This is a genomic window from Anaerocolumna sp. MB42-C2 (genome assembly GCF_030913705.1).
GTDB lineage: Bacteria > Bacillota > Clostridia > Lachnospirales > Lachnospiraceae > Anaerocolumna.
Map to the genome: position 1 here is coordinate 5,011,845 of NZ_CP133190.1, position 22,240 is coordinate 5,034,084.

Genomic DNA, 22,240 nt, shown 5'->3' on the forward strand with positions numbered 1-22,240 from the left:
CGATACCATATTTATGAGTTATTGAAAAACATTATATCGTTGCAAAAAGTAAATGTCAATGAAAATATAGAGAATCGTAATTTAAAATTGTATAAAATTTTCGCTATATAAGGAAAAAATGGCTAAAACTTGTAAAAAATATATATGATTGAGATGAAATATAAAAAACAAAAATGCAAATTATTAAAAAATTGATTGACAAAGAGGAAATACAACATTATAATTTTTAACATAAATCACAATTTAATTTAAAAATGGAAACGTTACCATGAAATAAAGCTACAAATAAGGGAGAAATTTTCATTGATTAATTGGTTGGATAGTAAGTATATCTAAAAAATGAATTGAAGGGCGGATTTTATATGGGTAAATTAACAATCAATATTAAGAACTTTTTTCGCGAAGTAAAGCGCAAGCGTGTTTTGTTCTTAATGATTTTACCAGTAGTCGTGTACTTTATTGTGTTTGCTTACATACCTATGCCGGGTGCATATATTGCATTTGTTGACTACAGCATAGGCAAGGGGATTTTTGGAAGTCATTTTGTCGGACTTAAGAACTTTGAATTTCTTGCCAAAACAGGTGATTTGTGGAGAATTACAAAAAACACCCTGTTATATAATCTGGCGTTTTTGACTTTCTGCAACCTGTTTCAGGTGGCTTTTGCTATTATGATTTCAGAGCTTTCTGGTAAATGGTTTAAGAAGGTAACCCAGTCAGTTATTCTGCTGCCATATTTTATTTCTATGGTTATTGTTGGTTTTTTTGCCTATAACTTATTTAATTATGACCATGGGTTTATTAATACCCTGCTGGCTAATATCGGACTTGATAAACATGACTTTTATGCCGACCAGAGTATTTGGAAATATATTATCGTATTTTTTAAGGTCTGGAGCCAGACAGGATACGGCATGATAATATATCTGGCTACGATTACCGGAATCAGTTCGGATATCTATGAAGCTGCGGCACTGGATGGTGCGTCACCGGTACAAAAAATTCGTTATATTACAATTCCCCTATTAAAGGCTACAGTAATATTACTTTTCCTTTTTGGCTTAGGAGGAATATTAAAGGGTTCCTTTGATTTGTTTTATAATCTGATTGGTAATAATTCGGTATTGTTCCCTCAAACCGATATTATTGATACCTTCGTTTTTCGAAGTCTGGTAGGTCAGTTTAACTTCTCACAGGGTGCAGCAGTTGGTTTCTATCAGTCAATATTTGGGTTGGTACTCGTATTGTTTGTTAATACTGTCGTAAAAAAAATAGAGCCGGATAGTGCGTTGTTTTAGGAGGTTTCAAATGAGCAATATAAAAAAGTTTAAAAATAGAAAACCAATGGGAAAAGATGAAAAAATAATGAAACTTATTTTTACTATCCTGGTAACGATGTTTGCTTTAATATGTCTGTTTCCCTTTCTTTTACTGATATCCTCATCTTTCATGAGTGAAAAAGAAATTTTGACGGAGGGCTATAAGCTGATACCAAAGAAGATTAGTTTCAGTGCCTATGAATTCTTAGGCAGTAATATTGAAAATCTTCTGAATGCTTATAAAACGACAATTACCATCGCTTTAGTCGGAACTTCACTTGGGCTTTTGCTAATGTCTATGGCAGGTTATGTATTGTGCAGAAAAGACTTTAAATACCGAAATCAGATCTCTTTCTTTATATATTTTACTACATTATTCAGCGGCGGTTTGATTCCAAGCTATATATTAATGGTAAACGGACTGGGTTTAAAGGATAATCTCTGGTCAATGATATTGCCCGGATTAATGTCTCCCTGGTCGATCTTTTTAATGAGGAACTTTATGAAATCTATCCCGGATTCCTTGTATGAATCAGCAGCGATAGATGGCGCAGGTGATTTTAAGATCTATTGGAAGATATTTATGCCGCTGTCAAAGCCTTCTCTGGCAACCATTGGTTTATTCTTAACACTTGGTTACTGGAATGAATGGTACAACGCAATGCTTTACATACAGTCAACGAATAAATATCCTCTGCAGTACTTCCTGCAAAAAATTGTAAGCCAGGCTAATGTTCAGCTTCTTGTGCAGCAGGGCTTAAGTATTAATACCGCAGATTTGCCCTCAGAGTCAATTAAGATGGCAACTGCAGTAGTAGCGATAGGTCCTATCATTTTGGTGTATCCCTTTGTCCAGAAGTATTTTGTAAGCGGTCTGACCATAGGGGCTGTTAAGGGCTGAATAGACTGAGATAGATAATATGCTGTGAAAGCAGCTTATTATAAAATTAAAAATAAGGAGGAATAACATGAAGAAAATTATTACAATGTTATTAGTGGTAGTTTTGTCTGTAGGAATGCTTGCAGGCTGTGGTAAGAGCAATACTGATAACAGCGGCAATTCAAAAACTGCAGAAAACGGTGGGGCAGGAACAACTGACGAAGGAACTGTGGATACCTCAAAAGAGGTTAATCTGGTGCTTTATTTGTGGGGTGGTGAAGGTGTTGCCAATAAGGAAATACTTGCAAAGTTGAATGAAAAATTAAAAGCCAGTATCAATACCACAATTGAAGTTAAGTATATCGATTGGGGTGATATTGCGACAAAATATCCATTATTATGGTCCTCCGGTGAGAACTTTGATTTGGCTTATGTATCTTCCACAGCCAATGTTCCTTATTCCACGCTGGTTAAGCAGGATGCTCTTTATGACATAACCAATTTGATTGCTAAATACGCTCCTGCCTTAAATACAGAGCTTAAGGACAAGTGGAGTAATGTAACTGTAGACGGTAAAATCTATGCCGTTCCTAACAAATATTCGGAGTATACTGCATATGGTTTCATAAGCCGTAAAGACTTAATGGATAAGTATGGTGTTCCTGCAATCAGTTCCATTGCAGATATGGAGAAATATATGGATGGAGCCGTAGCAGACGGTCAGATTCCGTTAAACGGCAGTTCAAATTTAGCTAACGATCTTTATAGAATGTTTGTGGCAACAACTGGAGGGTGGCTGAATGCACCTGGAATACCTTCCTCCGGCTTGTATCTGGTAGCAGATAAAGCAGATACAAGCAAGATTATACATCCGGCATTTACCGATGAATTTGAAGCCTTTGCGGTTAAGATGAACGAATGGGCAAAGAAAGGATATTGGTCCAGGGATATATTATCTTCCTCTCAGGATGATAAAGATAATTTCTATAACGGTCTGTCTGCGGCTTTTATCAGTCATCAGCCTGATTGGACCGGCAATTATGGAAATCAACTTACAAAATTACCCGGGGTTGAAACTGAATTTTATTGTTTTCCCGAAAAAGATAAGATTGTAAAGGCTACTGGTGTTGGTGCTGCAACAGCCATTAACAGGAATTCCAAATATCCGGAGAGAGCTTTAATGGTGATTGAAAAATTAATGACAGATAAAGAATGTTATGACTTATTCCAGTATGGTATTGAAGGAAAACAGTACGTTTTAAAGGACGGAAAGATTACTCAGCCTGATGGCTTTGATGCTACTAAAGATGGTGGCGGCTTTGCAGCCTGGGCTTTCCGTACCGATGCTTTAAATATTCCTCAAGCCAGTGAGGATCCACGCCGCTATACCTTAAACGATGAGTGGTCTAAGACTGCAATTGATGATCCCTTTGTTGGCTTTAGTTTTGACAGTACATCTGTTTCAACAGAATTATCCATTATTTCCGACCTTGACGCAAAGCTTGGAATACAGATTCTTTTAGGCAAAACCGCGCAAGATCCCAAGGAAGCAGTTGCTGAGTACAGGAAACAATTAAAAGCCGCAGGAGTAGATACCGTACTTGATGAAGTGAATAAACAATGGACCGCTTACAATTCTTCTAAATAGTACTAGACAAACGAATAACTTATGTTTTTATCTAAAAAATATAAAGTTATATAAAAATGTAAGTTATAATAATATAATTGGGAAAATGACAGGGGGATGTCTTCCTGTCAATTTCCCTGTCAGTAAATAACCGGATATTATTACGGCGAATCCAAAAAGAAAGATACTGTCGGAAACCAGAGGTGTATCTTGCTTCTTTTGATTGCAGTGAGATTATGCTTTTCACATGATGACAAGACATAAAGAATTGTGTATAATTATTAATTGTGGGATAAGTAAAGATACAAAGAATAAAAGTATGGGACGGGGATTATGGAGATAACGATTAAAGACATTGCCAAGCTTTCAGGAGTAGGTATAACTACAGTATCTAGAGTCATAAATAATTCGGGACCGGTGAGCCCCAAAACCAGGGAAAAGGTTATGGCTGTGGTTCGGGAATATAATTATGTTCCCAATAACAGCGCCAGAAACTTAAAGTCCAATCAATCCAAAAGTATAGCGCTTTTAGTGAAATCGATCACTAATCCATTTTTTCAGAAAATGATCAATGTGATTGAGCAAAAAGTGGCGTTACGAGGGTATCAACTGATTATTCAAAATGTTACAAGGCTTCAGAATGAACTGGATATTGCAATTTCAGAAACCAAAGAAAGAAATCTACAGGGTGTTATAATTATGGGAGGCTCTTTTAATTATACGGAGTCGAAATTCAGCACACTTAAGATACCCTGCGTATTCCTAACGGTTTCTGCAGGTGAGGACATCCCGCTTGGAAGTTATTCCAGTATACGTATCAATGATGAACTGGAGGCGTTTAAGGCCGTGGATTATTTGATATCTTTGGGGCATAGAAGAATAGGATTTATAATGAATGCCCCTATGGATGAGATGACTCCAAACTCCCTGCGTTTTAAGGGATATCTAAGAGCCTTGAAGCAGTATGACATCCCCTTTGATGCGTCTTTGGTAGCATCTGAATTTTCCTCCCTTTCCGGCTATGATTTTGGGTTTAAGATGATGAAACAGCTCCTGGCGCAGAATAAAGATATGACCGCGGTGTTTGCTTTTGCTGATATTGTAGCAATCGGCGCGGCAAAGGCAGTCTTAACCAGCGGATTAAAGATACCGGAAAATATATCTATCATAGGCTTTGATGGTATAGAAGAGGCAGAATTCTACCATCCGTCTATTGATACCATATCCCAGCCGGCAGAACAGATGGCATTATCCAGCGTTGAGGTGCTTTTTGATATGCTTCAGGGCGGAGAGACCAAACATATTGTATTTGAATCTTCATTATTAAAGAGAGGCTCCTGTATGGTAATGCATAAATAAGCTGCAAATGGCAGGAGAAAGCAGGTGTAGATATGCAGATAGTTACTTTTAATATACGCTGCGATTACGGTCAGGATGGTGAAAATAATTTCAATAACCGGAAAGACCTCATCGAAAAGAAAATTAAGGAAGAACAACCGGACATAATCTGTTTTCAGGAGGTGCTTCCTCATGTGGCTCAATGGTTAAAAGCCACCCTGGCAGACTATTATGTCCTTGGCTGCGGAAGAGACCGGGATCTTTTAAATGAACAGACCTGTATCGCTTACCGTAAAGAGATGTTCCATCTGGTGAAGATGGAAGTCTTCTGGTTATCGGATACACCGGATATTCCCGGCAGCCGCTATACAAATCAGAGTGAGTGTCCGAGAAATTGTACGGTAGTATATCTTTACGAGATAAAGAAAGCCAGAATAATCCGGGTATACAATACTCACTTGGATCATATCGGAAGTGAGGCAAGAAGCCAGGGACTTTCACTTATCCTGGAGAAAATCAGTCACTCAGATTATATGGGGAGAATTCCATTTATTCTTACAGGAGATTTTAATGCCCTGCCGGATTCAGAAGAATTGGCTGTCTTAAAGAACTATGAAGGCCTTTATGACTGTACAGAAAATCTACCCGGTACTTTCCATGACTATGGCCGAGAAAAATCAGAAGAGAAGATCGATTATATTATTGCGGATAAAGCATTTAAATGCAAAGGGTCAGTTAGATGGACGGACCACGTAAACGGAGTTTATCTATCCGATCACTATCCGGTATGTGCGGTATTGGAATAAGGTTAATAAATATATATTTAGATGAGGTGCTTTTTTACTTAATGTAAGAGCATCTCATTTTTATATATAAGAGATTTTAGAAAAGTCTTCTTTTTAATTGGCTGCCTTATAGTGTCTGTTCTAAACAGCCGGTATGAATTGTCTCGCGAAAAAACGCGAGCCATTGTGAGAATAGCAAAAAGATGCATAAGGCATAGGTGTTAGTAAATTGCATATAAATAATGAAAAAATAATTGTATAATATAATACTTAAACAAAGAGATAAAGATTACATATTATATTGTTAAATAGTTCTATAATCAGGTTTGGGAGGAGTTATGACTTTAGAAGAGAAAAAGATGATATATAGTAGTGATTATGCAAATGCGATTGTAGAATACAAACGAAGTGATAGCTTTTTGCAGCAGTTTAATAATTATTCACTCAATATAATAGATGAGAAATATGGTGTAGTTTATTTCCCGTTTTCCCAGGCAACGATTCCTATAAAAACAGAAAACGGTTATGCTGTAATTCCTAAGCTTTATGGATTATTAGATACTATTAGTTTAGATGCAATGGGTGTAACAAAAACTCAGAATATTCCCAGGCTATCGTTAAAGGGGGAGGGAGTTTTACTTGGATTTGTGGACACTGGAATAGATTATAATAATCCTATTTTTAAAAATGCTGACAATACAACCAGAATTGTATCAATCTGGGATCAGACAATCGAAAACAGTGATGCAGGAGAAGATACATTTAATTTTGGTCTGAAATTTAACAGAGAAGCCATTAATAGCGCTCTGCAAAGTGAAAATCCTTATTCGGTTGTACCAAGTACGGATGAAAACGGACATGGAACCATGCTGGCAGGGATTGCAGGAGGTTCTGCAGATGAAGCAAATGATTTTACCGGTATCGTCCCCAGGTCCGAATTTGTAATCGTTAAACTAAAACAGGCTAAAAAAAGTTTAAGAGATTATTTTTATATACCGGATGATGCAAATTGTTTTCAGGAAGATGATATTATGTTTGGGATAAAATATTTGGTCAATGTGGCGAGTGAGTTAAAAAGACCAATTGCTATCTGCATTGGCTTAGGTACCAATCAGGGTGCTCATGACGGATATGATACATTGTCTAATTTTATCGGTTGGACCGGGAATTTTACCGGCACATGTATACTGGTTGCAGCAGGAAATGAGGGAAACGGTAAAAAACATTACTATGGAAAGGTCGAACCGGCAACAGGGAGTAATACGGTAGAACTTAACGTGGGAGCAAATGAAAAAGGGTTTTCCATGGAGTTATGGGGATATGCCCAAGCTACCTATTCCATAGATATTATGTCTCCAAGCGGAGAATATATCCCGAAAATTGTAGCCAGGTTAGGGGAAAATCGTACGATTCGATTCTTATTTGACAATACAACTGTTTACGTGGATTATCTGGTAATAGAAGCTCAATCAGGAAATCCTTTAATATTAGTGCGATTTGTAACACCTGCTCCGGGTATATGGAGATTTAAAGTTTATGGAGGCGGCAGCTCGAATCGTGGCTTTCATGTATGGTTACCTATGACAGGTTTTATATCAGATAACACGTATTTTCTAAATTCCAATCCGGATACCACCATAACAGCACCTGGTAATACTCAGCTGGTGGTAACAGTCACGGCATACAATCCATCTACGCAGAACATTTATTTAAGTTCCAGCAGGGGATATACTGCAGATAGTAGTATAAAGCCAGATGTAGCTGCTCCGGGAACAGATGTACTGGCACCTGTTCCGGGAAATCAATATAGCAGAGTGTCTGGAACCAGTATAGCTGCCGCACACGCAACCGGGGTTTCTGCAATGCTTTTAGAATGGGGAATCGTCCAGGCAAATTATAACACCATAAGCAGTGTACAGATTCAGCGATTCTTATTAAGAGGAGTTGATACACAATCCAGTAATACATATCCCAATAATGTATGGGGGTATGGTACGATTAATATTTATAATACATTTTTCAGTTTAAGCAGCAGTATGTTTTGACATAAGTTTATACGATATAGTAAGGCAGACCCTATGTTATAATCGGATTTACGGATATAAACAGCGCCTTTGATCAGATGTTTACAAAGGATGGACAAAAGGTCAGAGTATATCGTATAATGTTTTAATGTATAAGAATAATGATTCTGGCGTCATAAGCCAATTTTATTAATGACGCACGAATCACATTATTAAACTATATAGGCTTTTGAGATTAAGAAGCATTATGGTATGTTAGGTATCAGTAAAATTTAATCAGAAAGGGCCGCCTTATGTGGCGGTATCACATCGAATCCGATGTGGTATATAATGGTGCAAAATGAAAAAGGGAACACAATATACAGGTAATGTCATAAGAGTAGATTTTCCCAACAAGGGAATTATTCAGATAGAGGAGGATAAAGTTGCGGTAAAGAACACTTTGCCGGGGCAAAAAGTAAGTTTTGTAGTAAATAAGGTGCGTAAAGGAAAAAGTGAGGGGAGATTGCTTGAAGTTCTTGATAAATCCCCACTTGAAACAGTAGAACCAAAGTGTGAGCATTTTGGACCCTGCGGTGGTTGTACTTATCAGTCTATCCCGTATGAAACCCAGCTTGATATGAAAGCAGAGCAAGTAAAACGTTTATTAGATCCGGTATGTAAGGACTATAAGTTTGAAAGGATTAAAGGCAGTCCCATTCAATGGGGATACCGTAATAAAATGGAGTTTTCGTTTGGAGATGAAATTAAAAACGGGCCTTTATCCTTAGGACTCCACAAAAAGGGAAGCTTCCATGATATTATAACCGTAACAGGATGCCAGATTGTTGACTCAGATTATAATCAGTTACTCTCCTGTGTGTTGAATTATTTCTCTGATTTGGGGATAACTTTTTATAAAAAGCTGTCCCATGTGGGTTATTTGCGTCATCTGCTGGTAAGAAAAGCATCAAAGACCGGAGAAATATTGATAAATCTGATTACTTCCACTCAGTGGATGTATGAGGAAGAGGGAAACGAAAGTGCAGATACTGTAATGAATCTTTCAGAGGCTTTAGTTATTGAAGGGTTTAAAGAAAGATTATTACAGTTAAAGTTAACAGGCAGGATTGTAGGAATACTCCATACCTATAATGACAGCCAGGCCGATGTGGTTCAAAGTGATAGTATGGATATATTATATGGACAGGATTATTTTTATGAAGAATTACTTGGTCTCAAATTTAAAATCTCCACTTTTTCTTTCTTCCAGACTAATTCCCTGGGAGCTGAAGTATTATACAGTACGGCCAGAGAATTTGTCGGTGAAACCAGGGACAAGCTTATCTTTGACTTATACAGCGGAACCGGAACCATAGCCCAGCTATTAGCTCCTGTTGCCAAGAAAGTAATCGGTGTGGAAATAGTGGAGGAGGCAGTTGTTGCTGCAAGGGAAAATGCGGCATTGAATGATCTGGACAACTGTGAATTCATTGCCGGAGATGTATTAAAGGTCATTGATACAATTGAAGAGAAACCGGACCTTATCGTCCTTGATCCGCCAAGGGATGGGATACATCCGAAAGTTCTGGATAAAATTATTGATTATAATGTGGATAGGATTGTATATATCTCCTGTAAACCAACCAGCCTTGCCAGGGACCTGGTGGTATTTCAGGAAAGAGGTTATAAAGTGGAAAAAGTCTGTGCAGTGGATATGTTCCCTAATACGGTGCATGTTGAGACAGTAGTATTGATGTCACGGGTAGGGAAGTAAAGAGGGCTGAATAGGCTTGAAATAAAGGGTTTCTAAGCATTGGAGTTTCCGAGAGATAATTTAAGTGGAGGTTCCGATGTTGGGATGCCCCTTTTTTTATGTTTGAGAGAACATATCCAAGTTCAGAAAATGGATAGGGTTGAGTTGACAGATTAGATATTGACATTTATGAATAGGGTTGAGGAGACAGCTTAGATGTTTCTTTAAGGGGTAATTTTCATAATAGTGCGGTTGATTTAAGAATTTTGGAAGTATGATACTCTATCCTCCTTTAATAAGGTGGGAAGGAGACTTTGTATTTTTAGTAAATGTGAATATAAAAAGGTCAAAGTAAATTATTTTGGTAAAATTTATGTTATTATTTTGGAAAGAAATGTGATAGAATAGATTAAATATATCACATTATAAGATTTTTTGAATAAAAAAGATATTAAATGATTAAAACATACGGAGGTATAATATGGCTAATATTTTTAAGGGAGTTGCCGTTAAATCACTAAGTTCGGTAGAAATTGATCATTGGCAAAGTAATCAACATGAATTTCATGGAGTTACCGCACTTAAACAAATTTTTGGATACCAAAGACAATACTTTAGGGGAGAATTCTATTATGTTGAAAATAGTGGAAATATTCTCAAAGATACTAATGTAGGCGAATTAACATGGTATGATGCAAGAGAGTATTCTGTAGATAGGTCTGAATATAGATTTTATTATACTGATAATATTGCGGTAAATAAGGCAAAGGTAGGAGATATTCTTGTTGTTGCATTATGCGATGATGGTACTATAAAGATTATAATAATTGAACAAGGTACTCAGTTTATTGATGTATTGAAACATGCTTTAGGTTTAAATGCAATTGATGAAAAATATCATTTTGTTGAAAATCTAAATTTAGTTGAGGGAATTTCTGGACTATTTAGATGAGTACTGATTAGATGAAATGGAGGAGAAGATATGTTAAATGATTTAAATCAGTTAGCACTATCATTACAACAGAAATATAAAGAGGAGTTTAATTCTAATGAAATTATTCTCTCGGATAATTTCAAGGAGGCATATGGAAGCTATTTAAGAAATAATTCACAAGATATAGCATATACAAAATACACTGCAACTATAACATCCGCTGGAAATTTAAAAATGTATATTCCAAATCAGTGGTTTAGAGCAGCAGCATTTATGTGTCCATATATTACTGAACTGATTAGATATAAAAGTATGGCAGAGAATGTAGTCACACCTTATAAGACTTCTGGCAAGGATAAAAAACAGTATTTTACAGAGATGAAGAATACAGAAGACCAAGAGGCTATTGAAGAATTTGAAAGTTGGGCTTCAGAATATTTAGAAGAGAATAGCGATGATTTAGAGAATATAGAAACTGAAGTACAATATTTAACATCGTTTGTTACAGATTATGAGTGGTGGTTTGGAAGTAAAACTATTGACCGTGGAGATTACTATGTTTCACCTGTTTTGTCATTACTTGGTGTGGTTAATGCATCACAAAGCTATATAGCAGATATTAGTTACAATTTAGCATCAAACCATACACTAACATCTGTCGCAGAGGATATGCTTGATGCGGCAGTAGATAATGAAGAAACTTTAGTACCTGAATTTGAATTTGATATGGGAATGGAGGTATTAAGAAAAAAAGGTGGAATTAACGAAATAGTATACGGAGCACCGGGTACTGGGAAAAGTAGATACTTAGCCGATAAATATGGACAACCACCTTTGACTAGGAGGGTAGTTTTTCATTCGGAATACTCTTATTATGATTTTGTTGGAGTATATAAACCGGTGCCAGTATATAAAGATACAGAGGATAGTTTTAAAACTAATGATGGAGAAGTGTTTGTTAAGGGGGAACCATATATTGATTATCGTTTTATACCAGGACCATTTATACAAGTATTAGTAGAAGCGTGGCTAGACCCTGAAAGAATGCATACTTTATTGATTGAAGAAATAAATCGAGCGGATTCCGCTGCGGTTTTTGGTGAGGTATTCCAACTGTTGGATAGAGACATAGATGGTAGTAGTGAGTACACATTTCAACCCTCGGAAGACTTAAAAGCTTATTTAAATTCTATAGAAGGATTGCAAATTTATTTAAAAAATGGGGTTGCAATTCCATCAAATATGAATATTGTTGCAACTATGAATAGTGCCGACCAAGGTGTTAAGCCTATGGATTCTGCATTTAAGCGTAGATGGAACTTTCATTATGTTAGAATAAATATCAAAGGCGCTGTTCATGAGAAAGCAGAAATACAATATGCTGGGCGTAAAGTTTATTGGGGGAGTTTAGTAGATTTGATTAACCGGAAATTATCTGGAGGAACTTTGAGATTGGAAGAAGATAAGCTGATTGGTCCTTACTTTATTAAACCAGATGAGGTTGGTAAGAAACGTGCTATTGATAAGCTATTATTGTATCTCTGGGATGATGTATTACGTCATTCTCGTGATTCATTCTTTAATAGCAACATTGGATCATTTGCTGATTTGTCAGAGAAATTTGATACAGAAGATGTGCTTGATTTAATGCAGATACCAGAAAATATAGAATATCTTGAAGTTAAAGTAGGTATTGTGACAACTGAGGAAGAAGATGAAGAGATAGAAGATGTTGAAGAAAGTGAAAACGTATAAAGGGGGAATGCTATATGCATATTGAACCAATTTGCCTTAATGACTCCCAATTTTACAGTATAAATAGCTTTCCAACTATTTCAGACAAATTGTATACATACCCAGAGATATGTGTTGTATATGAGAAATCCTTTCAATTTAAATTCACAGGCATTTTAGTAATTAATGATATCCCAGTTATAGTTTTTCCAAAAAACTATAAGTTACCAATGGAATCTAAAGATATTATAGATCAAGCTGGTACGTTAATTCGCGTATTTTTACGATATAGAAATGAGCCAATACATGAACTTGATGAGAATACATATCTATTCGGAGATAAAAACAATAATAATTCAAGAATTACAACAGCTATTAGGATTATGGAAGATTATAGAATGTATGGATATCTTCATCGAGAACTAGTTATCAGCTCCACTACAAGAAAAGGACGAATTGATTGGGCAGCAACAGTAAATAAGACAATCCCTACTGTAAATCACAACCGAGTAGTATATGATGCACCTATTATTAGATGCAGTATGGTGGATAATGAAAATATCGTTTATAAGTTACATCGTTATGTAATTTCGCAATGTATAAAAATGTGGGGATGGTTATTCGGTATTAATCTGTCAAATGAAATGGAATATGAAAAATTACCATGTCCAATAACGGAAGCAATATTTTCATTGAAAGCCGAATTAAGAAATGTATATGTGCAACGAGAGATTAATGTTATTAATATGCTTATATCATATCTGACAGCTGAGTCGGGATGTGAAAAGAAATATAACAAGGAAATACTTGGAACACAGTATTTTAATATTATATGGGAATCAATTTGTGGATACTTATTTAATAATAAATATTCAGTGTTAAGTAGCCTAGTTCCACAACCGGAATGGGAGAGTAAAATTGTAAGTGGAAGAATTTCACAGCGTCCTGATGTATTTGCAGTTGATGAGAAACGGTTGTATATATTAGATGCAAAGTATTATAATTTTAAATTAAATCTGCCAGGTTGGCATGATGTTGTAAAACAATTGTTTTATAGACATACCGTAATTCTTAATCTGAGAAAAAAAAGGGGTATAAAGCTATTACCTAAAGATACAGAAGTAAAGAATGCCTTTTTATTTCCAGGAGATGAAGATGAAGTACTCCAGTATATTGGGCGAGTTTTTGTTAACGAAATAGATGATTTAGGCGAAGTAAAAGCATTTGCTATAAATCAGAAAATGGCTATGCAGACTTATGCATATAGAGATAATGATAATTATCGAAAACAGTTATTGAAAGAATTAGGTAAAAATGTATGATGAATTGGGATGTTTCTGATTAGAAACATCCTTTTAACTGTTTACATTTGTAGCAAAATGTGTTAATATTAGGACATAATGACCTGAAAAGCGGAGGACAGTAATGAGTACAAATGTAATGATTAAAGAAAAGAGAAGTACGTTAGGATTAACCCAGAAAGACTTTGCAGACGCCTTAGGAATGGGAAGAAATGGTGAACGTACTTTACGTAGATGGGAAAATGGTGAGTCCTCTCCTTCAAATTTAGAAATGGAACATATTATGCAATTTGCAAGCAAAACACCATATATAAACATGAATAAGCAAAAATTTAAATTTATTGACCTATTTGCTGGAATTGGTGGTATTAGAATACCTTTTCAGGAATTGGGGGGGAAATGTGTATTTACCTCAGAGTGGGACAAATTCGCGCAGAAAACATATCGGTTAAATTTTGGAGAAGAGCCCAAAGGAGATATTACGCAAATAGATGCAAGCACAATACCAGATTTTGACATTCTTTTAGCGGGCTTTCCATGTCAACCTTTTTCACAGGCCGGATTAAGAAAAGGATTTGCAGATACAAGAGGAACATTGTTTTTTGAGATTGAAAGAATTATTTGTGAAAAGAGGCCAAAGGCATTTTTACTTGAAAATGTTAAGCAGTTGAGAGGACATGATAAAGGAAGGACACTTCAAGTAATAATACAGCATTTACATGATTTGGACTATTTTGTTGATTACGATGTGCTAAAAGCCGCAGATTATGGCGTGCATCAAAATAGAGAGAGAATTTATATTGTTGGGTTTGATAAAAAACAAGTTAATATTGATGAAAATTATGAATTTCCTTATCCGAAGCCGACGTATCAACCAACTAGATTAGGCGATATTTTAGAACTTGATGTAGATGAAAAATACACTATAAGTGATCGCTTGTGGGAAGGTCATCTCAGAAGAAAAAGAGAGCATCAAGAAAAGGGAAATGGTTTTGGGTTTTCAATTTATAATGCGGAATCTTCGCATACAAATACTATCAGTGCTAGATATTATAAAGATGGAAGTGAAATTCTAATTGATCAAGGAGAAGGTCATAATCCAAGAAAACTTACGCCAAGAGAATGTGCACGATTGCAAGGATTTCCTGAAAGCTTTATTATTCCAGTTTCTGATACACAAGCATATAAGCAATTTGGAAATTCTGTTGCAGTTCCAGTGGTTAGGGCTGTGGCAAAGCAATTAATTAACGAATTAAATAGATTAGAGAAATAAATAAAATGCGAGTGGTCTAATCACTCGCATTTTATTGTATTGATGATAAAATTAACAACCTGCTATGCAGGTGCGTCCATAGCAACTTTATTCAAATAAATCATCCATCAATTTCTGTATCCGCTCTTTTCGCTTCATAGTTTCATCAGAATCTAGATTTATTATTCCAGAGTCATCAACCAAGAGGCAGTCCCCCTCTTGTGCATTACTCGGAATCAGATTTTTATCAATATTTATCATGGTACGGTCGCTTTGCTCACAGACGGCAAACTGTCCCTCAAATCTGTCTATTATCAAACGTTTCATGATTCTCCTATTCTGGGGGATGGCACTTTTTACAAGGTTCATATCCCTTTGCCTTTGCTTTTTTCAAGGTTGTTTTTATTTTACTTTGTATTAACATAGAACATGTGGATTTATGATATTTGGTCCCAGTCTCTGTAATATATACGATGGTATCTTTATTACTTGTTGAGGAATCTTTGTTGCTAGTCAATTTAGTAGCGGTTGCATTAAATGTGATCTTTGTACCGGTACTGGTAGCAACTATTGTGCCATTCTCATCGGTGCGGTATGCCGTGATTTTATTGTCTGCAAGTAAGCTTAGGGTATTTGTTCCAGGATGGCCGTAACTGTTCTTACCGACAGAGATTACTGCATATTTTGGACTCACAGTCTTGAGTAAGTCTGCAGTAGTACTTGTATCAGAGCCATGATGTCCGCACATGTATACATCAGCTTTAAGATCAATTTTATTTTTCAGAATATCACCAATTGCTTCAGTCTCATTATCACCGATGAATATGAATGAATTCTTTCCGTTTGTTAATTTTAATCCAACGGAATAGTTATTCAAATTATCACCGTAATCATCACTGTTCGGTGCGATGATAGTGAATTTGGCTTTACCGATCGTATATTTTGTTCCTACAACAGGCTTCGTTATTTTTAACCCTTTATTCTTGATAGCCACTAATAAATCTTCATAGGTTTCGGTGGTGTTTGATATGGCCGGTGCTATAACTTTACCTATGTCAAAAGTTTTAATGACATCGTCCATACCACCGATGTGGTCGGCATGGGGATGTGTGCAGATCACATAATCAAGTTTCTTTATCTTCTTATCTTTTAAATAGTCTACAATGTCATCACCGCCACCATTATTTCCAGCATCAATTAACATGGATTTTCCATTGGACTGAATAAGAACACAGTCGGATTCTCCAACATCAATATAGTTAACATACATTTTGTAGTACTTGGTTGCTGCGTTAACCTGCTGAACACCGGAAATCGAAACCAGAAAAGTGATTACTAATAAATAACACAATATTCGTTTTATTTGAATTTTCATTGCTTTCGCTCCTTCTGAGATATTTCTAATACGATTATAAAATTTTATAGAACTAAAGTAAACATAATTATATCAGTTTGTTGATAACGGATATGGTAATTAATTACATGTTAAATATTGACAAGCGTATTTTCAAGTGGTAAAATGTAAGCATGAAAGCTTACATTTTATGTAAAAGGCGGATTAAATACATGATGAATATATTAGTGCCAGACGAATGCTATAATTCGTTTGGAGAATATGTAAAAGCACGCAGAGAGGCGCTTGGCAAGTCGATACGTGGACTTGCTTTGGAACTGGATATGACACCGGCATATCTGAGCGATATTGAAAAGGGAAACCGCTATGCACCGGAGAAATATCTCGAAAAGATGACCGAGGTATTGTGTATCGAAGGGGACGATTCCTATTACTTTTATGATCTTGCAGGTAAAAGCAGAAATAATATTTATCCGGATTTGGTAGATTATATAGGAAAGACGGAGATTGCTCGTGTGGCATTACGAAAGGCACGGGATCTGAATATCTCAAATACTCAGTGGCAGGATTTTATTGATCAGATTTGTGGTATAAAGAAGATGCAAGAGGAGGGGTGCCATTGAATTACCAGCCAATGACAAAAGCTAAAGGATAATTACTATACAGATATAAAAGTCAGATTACGCAGGATGAAAGTGTCCTGCTATTTTATTCTCATGGTGTTAACAAACTTGCTTACATAGGGACTACTAAAAGGAGAGATTGTAAATGCATGATACAAAGTTTCCTATTGTAATAACCTGCCCCTGGTGTGGGACAGGAAAGACATTTGCAGATAAGCCGGCTGACATTAAGGTATCATGCCGGTGCCATGAATGTGGTAAGATATATCATATTAATTTTAATACCCAGAGGGCAGTGAAAGCAAAAGCAAATTCCAAAAATAAATAATAGAGCAAGAATTACCGACTGAGTCAATAGGGGCATATATCGCCTGGTACAACCTTCTGCGCAAGGACGCCGCTCACGATTCTCCCGTAGAATATGCGATATAGAAGCCACCACCTAAGACCGGGGTAACGCTGGAAACAGTGTTGCCTAGGTCTTATTTTTTTGCGCCTTTTTTCAGGTATCTCCTGTTTCCGGCTTGTCCGGCAGCAAAGAAAGGAGATACCAGTATGAAAATCAGGTACACATCTGTAACAGGACAAACTCATGAAATTGAGGTTTCAGAGGAGTGGGGAGAAATCATCCTTGAACTTGACCGGAAGGAATATAATGTCAACCGGAAAGAAACCCGCCGTCATACTTCAATGGACGGTTATGACTATATCGATGGACAAGCAGATACCAATCCTCACTTATCACGTGATGCTTTTGAATTTAGAAACAGTATCTGCTCTGAAAGTGCGGAAATAGCCGCTGACTTAGAGAGCAAATACACAAGGCAGCATATCCGGAATATGGTGGACAGGCTGAAGCCGAAGCAGAGGGAACTTATCACAGCCATTTATTATAACGGAGTATCTGTAAATGACTATGCAAAACAGGAGGGAGTGGACCACTCCGCCATATCTCACCGATTACATACAGCTTATAAAGCTTTGAAAAAACTTTTATAAATATCCTCACATCCTTTTCAGACCGTGGCTTTTTAATGAAGGCACATATGAAATGAAGCCTTTGGAAAGGAAGGTACACATATGAGACACACATTGCAAATAAGTGTTTCAAAAGAAACGCCGAGTGGTGGAATTATCAGCTGTCGTCATGTAACTGTCAGAGAAAAGCTCCTACGCTTTCTTCTGGGGAAAAGGCAGCGATTAACAGTCATCGTTCCAGGTGACACCGTGGAATCGCTATCCATCAATGAGGTAGGTGAGGGAGGAGGCAAAGAGCATGAGTAAGGTTAGTTTGTTATTGGATGTAATTAATGACCTTAAAAAGTTGACGGGGAGCCTGCAGACATTGGCAGAAACTTTTGATACCAATGTATCAGCGGGCGGAGCACAGGCAGAAACATCTGCTCTGGTAACTGAGACAAAGCCTGCTAAGAAAAAAATTACACTTGAGCAGGTCAGAGAAGTACTGGCAGAGAAGTCACATGACGGTTTCACAGCAGAGATTAGAGCACTACTTGAAAAGTATGGGGCAGATAAGCTTAGTAAAATTGATTCCGCACACTATGCCGCACTTTTAGCGGATGCGGAGGCATTGAAATGAGCAATCATGCAATTTTATCAGCATCCTCTGCCCATCGCTGGATGGTATGCACACCATCTGCTCGATTGGAACAGGAGTTTAAGGATACAGCCAGCAAAGCGGCAGAAGAAGGCTCTGCTGCTCATGCCCTCGCGGAACACAAACTGAGAAAAGCCCTAAAGATGCGATCTAAGAAACCGGTGTCAGATTATGACTGTGATGAGATGGATGTACTTACGGATGATTATGTAAGTTTCATTCTGGAGCAGCTTGCACAGGTTAAACTACAATGCCCGGACCCCCTTGTGCTTATTGAACAGAAATTGAACTTCTCAAATTATGTACCCGATGGCTTTGGTACTGGGGACTGCCTTATTATAGCAGATGGCACGATGCACATTATCGATTTCAAATATGGGCAAGGAATTCTGGTTGAAGCTGAAGAAAATCCCCAGATGAAACTTTATGCTCTTGGTGCACTGGAGTATTTCGATGACATCTATGACATCGATAATGTGTCTATGACCATATTCCAGCCGAGACGGGAGAATGTAAGCACGTTCACGGTGCCAAAGGAATCACTTTATCTGTGGGCGGCAAAAGTACTGGTACCCACTGCCAAGATTGCCTTTGAAGGTGGCGGCGAATTTGTGCCGGGTGAGCACTGCCAGTTCTGTCGGGCGGAGGTTAAATGCCGAGCAAGAGCGGAAGCAAAGCTAAAGCTTGCAGCTTTTGAGTTCGAATTACCACCCTTGCTATCAGATGAGGAGATTGCTGAAATTCTCGAAAAACTGGATGATTTAGTTTCATGGGCTAACACAATAAAAGATTATGCCCTAGCAACAGCAATTGAAGGTAAGGAATGGCCAGGTTACAAACTGGTGGAGGGACGTTCAAACCGTAGATATACCGATGAGGAAGCGGTAGCAGCGTCACTGAAGGCAGCAGGGTACCGTGATATTTACCGGCAGATACTTATCACCATCACCGAGGCAGAGAAGCTGCTTGGAAAGAAGAAGTTCAATGAAGTCCTTGGAGACTACATCATCAAACCACAAGGACGTCCGACCCTTGTGTCTGTCAATGATAAGCGGCCGGCACTAAACCTATCGGCAAATCAGGATTTTAAGGAGGAAAAATAATGTCAAATACAGCAAAAAGCGTAAATCATAATGAAAGCAAAAACCCTACAAAGGTTGTAACAGGGGTAGTTCGTCTCAGTTATGCAAATGTGTGGGAACCAAAGAGTATTAATGGAAGTGCAGAAAAATACAGTGTCAGTCTGATCATCCCAAAAAGCGATACAAAGACGATTGCCGCTATTAATGCTGCAGTAAATGCAGCCATCGAAGAAGGAAAAGGCAAGTTCGGTGGTAAGGTTCCAAACAGGGCTGCATTGAAACTGCCGCTCCGTGATGGGGACATTGATCGTCCTGATGATGAAGCTTATGTAGACTGCTACTTTGTCAATGCAAATTCCAACACAGCACCACAGGTTGTAGATAAGCAGGTACAGCCTATATTGGATCGTTCAGAAGTCTATTCCGGTGTTTATGCAAGGGTATCAATTAATTTTTATGCATTCAACTCAAACGGAAATAAAGGCATTGCCTGCGGTTTAGGTAACATTCAGAAGATAAAGGACGGAGAACCATTAGGTGGTCGTTCTAACGCAGAGGATGACTTTGCTATTGATGTGGATGATGATTTCCTATCATGAGAGCACTTTATCTGGATTTGGAAACCTACTCGAGTGCAGACCTAAGTAAATGCGGTGTGTATCGTTATTCGGAATCACCAGACTTTGAAATCCTCCTATTTGGTTACAGCATAGACGGAGGTGAGGTTCGTGTCATTGACCTCGCCTCCGGTGAAATCCTTCCGAAAGAAATCTGGGAAGCATTGATAAATGAAAATGTTATTAAGTGGGCACATAATGCACAGTTTGAACGGGTTTGCCTGTCACGGTGGCTCGAGCATCAGAGTATAACATTTGCTTCATGGGATAAAAAGAGCAGGTTTCTAAATCCTGTAGCCTGGCGGTGTACCATGGTATGGTCTGCTTATCTGGGACTGCCATTATCACTGGAAGAAGCGGCAATTGTGACGGGAGCCGAGAAGAAAAAGCTTTCCGAAGGTAAAGAGCTTATCAGGTTTTTCTGTTCGCCCTGCAAGCCAACCAAAGCAAACGGAGGACGTACGAGAAACCTACCAAGCCATGCTCCGGATAAGTGGGAGCGTTTTAAAGCCTATAATGCAAGGGATGTGGAAACCGAGATGGCGATTGCAAGTAAGCTATTAAAGTTTCCGATTCCGGAGGATGAGTGGAAATACTATCGCCTTGACCAAGAAATTAATGACAGAGGTATTCAGTTGGATATAGACCTTGTAAGGGAAGCAATCCGGTGTGATGAGCAGTCAAAGGAGGAACTCACCAGAACCATGAGAGAAATCACTGATCTTGAAAATCCAAATTCGGTCGTTCAGATGAAGGCATGGCTTGGAGAAAATGGGTTGGAAACGACTTCGCTTGGTAAAGAGGCAGTTAAGGAATTACTAAAGACTGCACCAGAGGAGCTTGCAGATGTATTGACAATGAGGCAGTCACTGGCGAAGAGCAGCGTGAAGAAATACACGGCAATGGAAAAAGCTATATGCAAAGACGGAAGGGTCAGAGGGCTGCTTCAATTCTACGGAGCCAACCGAACCGGAAGATTTGCAGGGCGGCTTGTACAGGTGCAGAATCTCCCGCAGAACCATCTGCCCGATTTGGCGCAGGCACGCAGTCTTTTGAAGATGGGAAATTTTGATGCCTTGGAAATGTTATATGATTCAGTTCCGGCTGTTCTGTCGGAACTGATCAGAACAGCATTTGTGCCAAAACCGGATTTTAAGTTTATAGTATCGGATTTCTCGGCAATTGAAGCGAGGGTAATTGCCTGGCTTGCAGGAGAGTCCTGGCGAAATGAGGTGTTTGCCACACATGGCAAGATTTACGAAGCGTCGGCAAGCCAGATGTTCCGTATTCCAATCGAGGAGATTACTAAGGGCAGTCCTTTGCGGCAGAAAGGTAAGATTGCAGAGCTGGCACTGGGATATGGTGGATCTGTTGGGGCATTGAAGACTATGGGTGCCCTAGAGATGGGACTCACCGAAGAGGAGCTTCAGCCCTTGGTGACGGCTTGGCGCACAGCTAATCCGAATATTGTTCGATTGTGGTGGGATGTGGATCATGCTGCAACAACTGCAGTCCGGGAACGAACCAATACACAGACTCACGGGATACGTTTTGAATATCGCAGTGGTTTTCTTTTCATCACGCTTCCCTCCGACAGACGCCTTGCATATGTGAAACCCAAAATGGGTCTGAACCATTTTGGTAGCGAGACAGTGACCTATGAAGGCGTAGGTGCCACGAAGAAGTGGGAACGGATAGAAAGCTATGGTCCGAAGTTTGTAGAGAATATTGTCCAGGCAATCAGCCGTGACATTCTCTGTTATGCCATGCGACGCCTTAATAGTATCGGGCTTTCCATTGTAATGCATGTACATGATGAGGTAGTTATTGAAGCATCTGAGGATGTTTCAACTGAGATGGTCTGCAGCTATATGGGTGAAACACCTTCTTGGGTAAAAGGTCTTTTACTGCGAGCTGACGGTTATGAATGTCAGTTTTATAAAAAGGATTAACAATTTTCGAATATCCTCACAAGCAGCCGTTTTCATGGCTATGCAGTGAGGATATTTATCAAAAT

20 protein-coding genes are annotated in these 22,240 nt (G+C 38.0%); 18 read left to right on the forward strand and 2 right to left on the reverse strand.

Annotated elements, in window-relative coordinates:
- Nucleotides 1-362: 362 nt before the first annotated feature.
- The 11 genes from RBU59_RS22170 to dcm all read left to right on the forward strand — a co-directional run bounded on the left by RBU59_RS22170 (nt 363) and on the right by dcm (nt 14,950).
- Nucleotides 363-1,298, forward strand: a complete 936-nt coding sequence (locus tag RBU59_RS22170) for an ABC transporter permease (protein ID WP_308144654.1) — start codon at nt 363-365, stop codon at nt 1,296-1,298.
- A gap of 10 nt (nt 1,299-1,308) precedes the next feature.
- The gene (locus RBU59_RS22175; RefSeq protein WP_308144655.1) at nt 1,309-2,220 is read left to right on the forward strand and encodes a carbohydrate ABC transporter permease; all 912 of its coding nucleotides are present in this window, start codon (nt 1,309-1,311) and stop codon (nt 2,218-2,220) included.
- Nucleotides 2,221-2,287: 67 nt separating this feature from the next.
- On the forward strand, nt 2,288-3,847 hold the full coding sequence (locus RBU59_RS22180) for a DUF3502 domain-containing protein (RefSeq protein ID WP_308144656.1): 1,560 nt from the start codon (nt 2,288-2,290) through the stop codon (nt 3,845-3,847).
- A 312-nt stretch (nt 3,848-4,159) separates the two neighbouring features.
- On the forward strand, nt 4,160-5,185 hold the full coding sequence (locus RBU59_RS22185; protein WP_308144657.1) for a LacI family DNA-binding transcriptional regulator: 1,026 nt from the start codon (nt 4,160-4,162) through the stop codon (nt 5,183-5,185).
- A gap of 32 nt (nt 5,186-5,217) precedes the next feature.
- Nucleotides 5,218-5,970 (forward strand): endonuclease/exonuclease/phosphatase family protein, encoded by a 753-nt coding sequence (locus tag RBU59_RS22190; RefSeq protein ID WP_308144658.1) that lies wholly within the window; start codon nt 5,218-5,220, stop codon nt 5,968-5,970.
- 317 nt (nt 5,971-6,287) lie between these two features.
- The gene (locus tag RBU59_RS22195; protein ID WP_308144659.1) at nt 6,288-7,994 is read left to right on the forward strand and encodes a S8 family peptidase; all 1,707 of its coding nucleotides are present in this window, start codon (nt 6,288-6,290) and stop codon (nt 7,992-7,994) included.
- A gap of 319 nt (nt 7,995-8,313) precedes the next feature.
- The gene (gene rlmD / locus RBU59_RS22200) at nt 8,314-9,729 is read left to right on the forward strand and encodes a 23S rRNA (uracil(1939)-C(5))-methyltransferase RlmD (protein ID WP_308144660.1); all 1,416 of its coding nucleotides are present in this window, start codon (nt 8,314-8,316) and stop codon (nt 9,727-9,729) included.
- A 460-nt stretch (nt 9,730-10,189) separates the two neighbouring features.
- Entirely contained in the window at nt 10,190-10,660 is a 471-nt protein-coding gene (locus tag RBU59_RS22205) for a hypothetical protein (protein ID WP_308144661.1), read from the forward strand.
- A gap of 30 nt (nt 10,661-10,690) precedes the next feature.
- Complete coding sequence (locus RBU59_RS22210; protein ID WP_308144662.1) at nt 10,691-12,397, forward strand: AAA family ATPase; 1,707 nt, start codon at nt 10,691-10,693, stop codon at nt 12,395-12,397.
- A 14-nt stretch (nt 12,398-12,411) separates the two neighbouring features.
- Nucleotides 12,412-13,698: an LlaJI family restriction endonuclease gene (locus RBU59_RS22215; RefSeq protein ID WP_308144663.1), complete on the forward strand. Its 1,287-nt coding sequence runs from the start codon at nt 12,412-12,414 to the stop codon at nt 13,696-13,698.
- Between the two features lie 103 nt (nt 13,699-13,801).
- Nucleotides 13,802-14,950: a DNA (cytosine-5-)-methyltransferase gene (gene dcm, locus RBU59_RS22220; RefSeq protein WP_308144664.1), complete on the forward strand. Its 1,149-nt coding sequence runs from the start codon at nt 13,802-13,804 to the stop codon at nt 14,948-14,950.
- Between the two features lie 87 nt (nt 14,951-15,037).
- Here dcm and RBU59_RS22225 read toward each other — a convergent pair whose 3' ends face one another.
- Entirely contained in the window at nt 15,038-15,256 is a 219-nt protein-coding gene (locus RBU59_RS22225) for a DUF3006 domain-containing protein (protein ID WP_308144665.1), read from the reverse strand.
- 7 nt (nt 15,257-15,263) lie between these two features.
- Entirely contained in the window at nt 15,264-16,304 is a 1,041-nt protein-coding gene (locus RBU59_RS22230) for a ComEC/Rec2 family competence protein (protein WP_308144666.1), read from the reverse strand.
- A gap of 191 nt (nt 16,305-16,495) precedes the next feature.
- Here RBU59_RS22230 and RBU59_RS22235 point away from each other — a divergent pair, with 191 nt between their 5' ends.
- From RBU59_RS22235 to RBU59_RS22270, 7 genes are all read left to right on the forward strand, one after another.
- A complete protein-coding gene (locus RBU59_RS22235) occupies nt 16,496-16,906 on the forward strand; it encodes a helix-turn-helix domain-containing protein (protein ID WP_308144667.1) in 411 nt (136 codons plus the stop codon).
- Between the two features lie 145 nt (nt 16,907-17,051).
- Nucleotides 17,052-17,234, forward strand: coding sequence for a hypothetical protein (locus RBU59_RS22240; protein WP_308144668.1), 183 nt, complete (start codon nt 17,052-17,054; stop codon nt 17,232-17,234).
- Between the two features lie 227 nt (nt 17,235-17,461).
- Entirely contained in the window at nt 17,462-17,905 is a 444-nt protein-coding gene (locus RBU59_RS22245; RefSeq protein ID WP_308144669.1) for an RNA polymerase sigma factor, read from the forward strand.
- A gap of 277 nt (nt 17,906-18,182) precedes the next feature.
- Entirely contained in the window at nt 18,183-18,506 is a 324-nt protein-coding gene (locus tag RBU59_RS22255) for an rRNA biogenesis protein rrp5 (protein WP_308144671.1), read from the forward strand.
- Nucleotides 18,503-19,627 (forward strand): DUF2800 domain-containing protein, encoded by a 1,125-nt coding sequence (locus tag RBU59_RS22260; RefSeq protein WP_308144672.1) that lies wholly within the window; start codon nt 18,503-18,505, stop codon nt 19,625-19,627. Before RBU59_RS22255 ends, RBU59_RS22260 begins: the two co-directional genes overlap by 4 nt.
- A complete protein-coding gene (locus tag RBU59_RS22265; protein ID WP_308144673.1) occupies nt 19,627-20,205 on the forward strand; it encodes a DUF2815 family protein in 579 nt (192 codons plus the stop codon). The genes RBU59_RS22260 and RBU59_RS22265 overlap by 1 nt, the downstream gene beginning before the upstream one ends.
- Nucleotides 20,202-22,175: a DNA polymerase gene (locus RBU59_RS22270; protein WP_308144674.1), complete on the forward strand. Its 1,974-nt coding sequence runs from the start codon at nt 20,202-20,204 to the stop codon at nt 22,173-22,175. Before RBU59_RS22265 ends, RBU59_RS22270 begins: the two co-directional genes overlap by 4 nt.
- The last annotated feature ends 65 nt before the right edge of the window (nt 22,176-22,240 follow it).